Origin of the sequence: Georgenia daeguensis (assembly GCF_039537705.1) — a bacterium.
Lineage (GTDB): Bacteria > Actinomycetota > Actinomycetes > Actinomycetales > Actinomycetaceae > Georgenia > Georgenia daeguensis.
The window spans coordinates 1-3,862 of record NZ_BAABBA010000058.1 but is presented as its reverse complement, the minus strand read 5'-3'; the positions used below and the strand labels follow the sequence as shown (position 1 = coordinate 3,862).

Here is a 3,862-nt window from a genome sequence, read left to right as displayed (position 1 = left end):
TACGGGCACATCTCACACCATGTCGGTGGTCTAGGTCACCATTGGTCCGAATCCTGGGGGGATCGATGACCAGCAACCCGTGGCTTCCGCAGCCTGAGGTCGTAGAGGCGCCACCGCAACCGCCGGCCTCGCTACCGTCCAGCACCGGTGCGACAGCACCGCAGCCTGGCATCCCGGTTCCCGATCGCGTCGACCAGCTGCCGTCCCTAGAGCATTCGGCCGCCGCTCCACTTTGGTGGCTCGGCACCCACGGGGGAGCGGGGGAGTCCACCCTGTCCGAGCTCGTTCCTGGGTGGCGTGCCGCGGACCACGCCTGGCCCTTGGTGGTGAACAGCCAGGCGCCAGCCCCCACCGTCCTCGTCGCCCGTTCCAGCGTGCGCGGCCTGCGCGCGGCGCAGGTCGCCGCGACGCAGTGGGCCTCGGGGATCGTCCCGCGCGTCACCGTCCTGGGCCTGGTCGTCATCGCCGACGCCCCCGGGCGGCTCCCGCGCCCGATTCGTGACCTGATCAAGGTCGTCGGTGGCGGTGTGCCCCGTGTGTGGCACGTGCCGTGGGTCGAGTCCTGGCGTCTGGGCGAGGACGTCTCGCTGGAGACCGCCCCGCGCGAGGTGCGGAAGCTCGTCGAGGACCTGCGCGCACTCCTTCAAGCCGGTGCTGAGGGCACCACCAACTGAGAGGAAGACCCTGATGGGAACCATGACCATGCTGCTCGCGGAGGCCGCGGTCGCGCTGCCCAACCCTGACCCGATCCAGCCCCCGGGCACCGAGGGCTTCACCTCGATCATGGGCTGGGTCAAGTGGCTCGCCCTCGCCATCTGCATCGTCGGCCTGATGGTCGCCGGCGCACTCATGGCGATCCAGTCCCGCCGCGGCGAGGGCGGCGAGCACGCGGGGAAGATCGGCATGGCCCTGGGCGGCGTGATCGTCATCAGCGCAGCCGGCTCCCTCGTCGGCTTCCTGATGACCGCCTGAGCCAGCAAAGACAGGGGGATTCCTTCATGGCGAGCGATGACAGCGAGCAGAACCCGTACACCCGCCCCGGCTTTGTAGCCGCAGCGATAGTCGTAGCACTCGTGGTGATCCTGGCGGCCGTCCTGGGCTACAAGGCCGTGGCAGAACCTGACGATCCCGACCCGACCACCGCCCCGACCAGCTTCGCACCCACAGCCACCGCCGCCCCTACCGATTCACCGTCGGTCCAGGGCGGCGAAAGCGTCTGTGGCCTCGAGCCCGTCGAGCTCGACGGCACACTCAACGCGGCACCCGACACGGAATGGGAGCTCGTCGGGACCAGCGCAGCGCCCTCGGTGGAGAACCACGGTCCGGGCGAAGTCGAGGAAGACGGCTTCCGCTACTGCTATTCACAGACACCTACGGGGGCACTGCTTGCGGCCGCGAACACGGCAACCATCGGCTCTGACCCCGAGCTCGCCGTCAAGTCTGTCCAACTGCTTGCGGATGGTGCCGGCAAGGAAGTTGCGGCAGAGCAAGCAGAAGCAGCCCTCGCTGGCGGCAGCACCGGCGGAACGGTGCAGGTAGCCGGCTTCCGCTTCCTCAACTACACCGGCACCTCAGCGAAGGTGGACCTCGCCTTTCGTCTCTCCACGGGGGAACTCGTATCCCAGCCGTTTGACCTTGTCTGGGAAGCCGGTGACTGGAAGTTGCGAACGGCAGACGACGGACAACTTCTCAGCGGAATCAGCCAGATTCCGGACCTGACGGGTTACGTCCTCTGGGCAGGGGCATAAGCCATGGCGGCCGCCGAGAAGTGCCTCGCTATCGACGTCATGTGCAACGCGAAGAACGGTCTCTCTAACGCCGTCACAGGGGCTGTAGGTGATGCGACGGACAACCTGGCCAACCAGGTGCTGGAGGCGTTCGCGTCCGTCATCGCGTCGCTGGGCACGTTGTGGGTGAACGTCGGGACGCCGAATCTGACGAATACCGGTGGCGCGTCCTCGGTGGACGGCGCGTCCGCTCCTGGGGTCAGGGAGCTGACGACGGTGTTGGGGTACGTCACGTGGGTGTCGTTGGCGGTGGCGATCATCGCCCTTACGGTCCTCGGTGCGCTGATCGCGACCCGGATCAGGACGGGGGAGGGTATCGCGAGCCTGGGCAAGGTTGGTCTGATCCTCGGTGGTGTCGCCCTCGTCGGCGGTGCCGGCTCGATCGTCTCGGCGCTGCTGCCGAACGGGCCGGTCGGCGTTTCCGGGACGGTCGCGTTTCTGCAGTCCTCGCTCTGGCCGTACATGCTCATCGCGGCCGCCCTGTCCGTCGTCGTGGGCGGGGCTCGCATGTTCTGGGAGAGCCGTGCCGAGCCGGGCAAGGACCTGCTGCGCAGCCTGCTCACCCTGGCCGTGGTCGGTGGTGCCGGCGTCACGGTGGTCGCGCTGCTCGTCACCGCGGCTGACCGCTTCTCGGTCTGGGTCATCAACAACTCGCTCGCCTGCGACGTGACCGCGGCGGACGGGGCGTGCTTCGAGGAGAACGTCGGTGCACTGCTCGGGCTTGGCGCCACTGCCGGCGTGCCGGGTCAGCCGTCCCTCGGCTCGGTCCTGGTCATCATCTTCGGCCTGATCGCGATCCTGGCCTCGGTGGTGCAGATCGTCCTGATGGTCGCGCGCAGCGGGATGCTGGTGATCCTCGCCGGCATCCTTCCGCTGGCGGCCTCCTTCACGAATACGGAGATGGGCCGGAGCTGGTTCAGGAAGTGCATCGGCTGGCTGGTTGCGTTCATCCTCTACAAACCGGCTGCGGCGGTCGTGTATGCGGCCGCGTTCCAGCTCACGGGGACCGATGTCTTCGCCGATGACGGCTCCGGCATCCTGGCCGTGGTCACGGGCCTGATGCTGATGGTCCTGGCGCTGTTCGCGATGCCGGCGCTGATGCGGTTCGTGACGCCGATGGTCAGTTCCCTCGCCGCTGGTGGGGGAGGCGCGGCTGTCGCGGCCGGGACGATGGCCGCCATCCCGACCGGCGCTGCGGCGGTCGGCCGCCTGGCCACCGGCGCGGGCGGCGGCGGTGCTGCGGCGGCCTCGAACGCCGCGCCGCAGCGCTCGAGCCACAACACGAACACCACGACGAGCACCACGACCACGAGCCCTACGGGTGCCGGTCAGGGTGGGAGCAAGGGCAGCACCCCGGCACCAACTGGTTCTCCGGCGGCCGGAGGTGCACAGGCCGCCTCGGCGGGCGGCGGGGCCGCTACCGGTGCCGCCGCGGGCGGCTCGGCGGCCGCTGGTGGCGCGGCCGCGACGGGTGCGGGAGCCGCAGCGGGACCGGCTGGCGCCGCTGTGGCGGCCGGCCTGCAGGCAGGGCAGGCCGCGAGCTCGGCCGTGAAAGGCACCGCAGACCAGATAACGGGGGATGGTCCGAGTGGCAGTAGTTGAGGAAACGCGCACCGCGCGGCGCACGTACGGCAACTGGCGGCGGCCGACGTCGCCGGGCCTGATGGGGCTCGGCTCCATCGGCACCGGCGTGCTGATCGCCGGCCTGGTGCTTGTCGTCATCACGGTGATGGTGGCCGGTCTGTGGCAGGCGGTCACCCTGGGGGCGATCCTGGGCCTGGTCCTGCTGCTGCTGCTGGCGAAGGACCGGCACGGCCGGAACCTGCTCTCGCGCATCGGCGCGCGGACGGGTTGGTGGGCGGCGAGGTCTCGCGGCGCGCACCTGTACTCCTCCGGCCCGACCGGCCGGGCCCTGTGGGGCACCTTCCAGCTGCCGGGCCTGGCCGCCGCGACGCGCCTGTCCGAGCACTCCGACTCCTACGGGCGTCGGTTCGCGCTGCTCTACACCCCGGCGACCGGCCACTACTCCGTGGTGCTGGGCACCGAGCCGGACGGCTCGGCGCTGGTCGATCAGG

Annotated in this window: 5 protein-coding genes; all 5 read left to right on the top strand. The window is 69.9% G+C overall.

The window, feature by feature from the left end:
- The first annotated feature begins 65 nt into the window (after positions 1 to 65).
- Entirely contained in the window at positions 66 to 674 is a 609-nt protein-coding gene (locus ABD774_RS21265; protein WP_345045708.1) for a DUF6668 family protein, read from the top strand.
- 13 nt (positions 675 to 687) lie between these two features.
- Positions 688 to 972 (top strand): hypothetical protein, encoded by a 285-nt coding sequence (locus tag ABD774_RS21260; RefSeq protein ID WP_345045706.1) that lies wholly within the window; start codon positions 688 to 690, stop codon positions 970 to 972.
- A 26-nt stretch (positions 973 to 998) separates the two neighbouring features.
- A complete protein-coding gene (locus ABD774_RS21255) occupies positions 999 to 1,748 on the top strand; it encodes a DUF8175 domain-containg protein (RefSeq protein WP_345045704.1) in 750 nt (249 codons plus the stop codon).
- A 3-nt stretch (positions 1,749 to 1,751) separates the two neighbouring features.
- Positions 1,752 to 3,389, top strand: a complete 1,638-nt coding sequence (locus tag ABD774_RS21250; RefSeq protein ID WP_345045701.1) for a TrbL/VirB6 family protein — start codon at positions 1,752 to 1,754, stop codon at positions 3,387 to 3,389.
- Positions 3,376 to 3,862, top strand: a 487-nt coding sequence (locus tag ABD774_RS21245) for an SCO6880 family protein (protein ID WP_345045698.1), incomplete at its 3' end; no start/stop codon positions are given. The genes ABD774_RS21250 and ABD774_RS21245, both read left to right, overlap by 14 nt.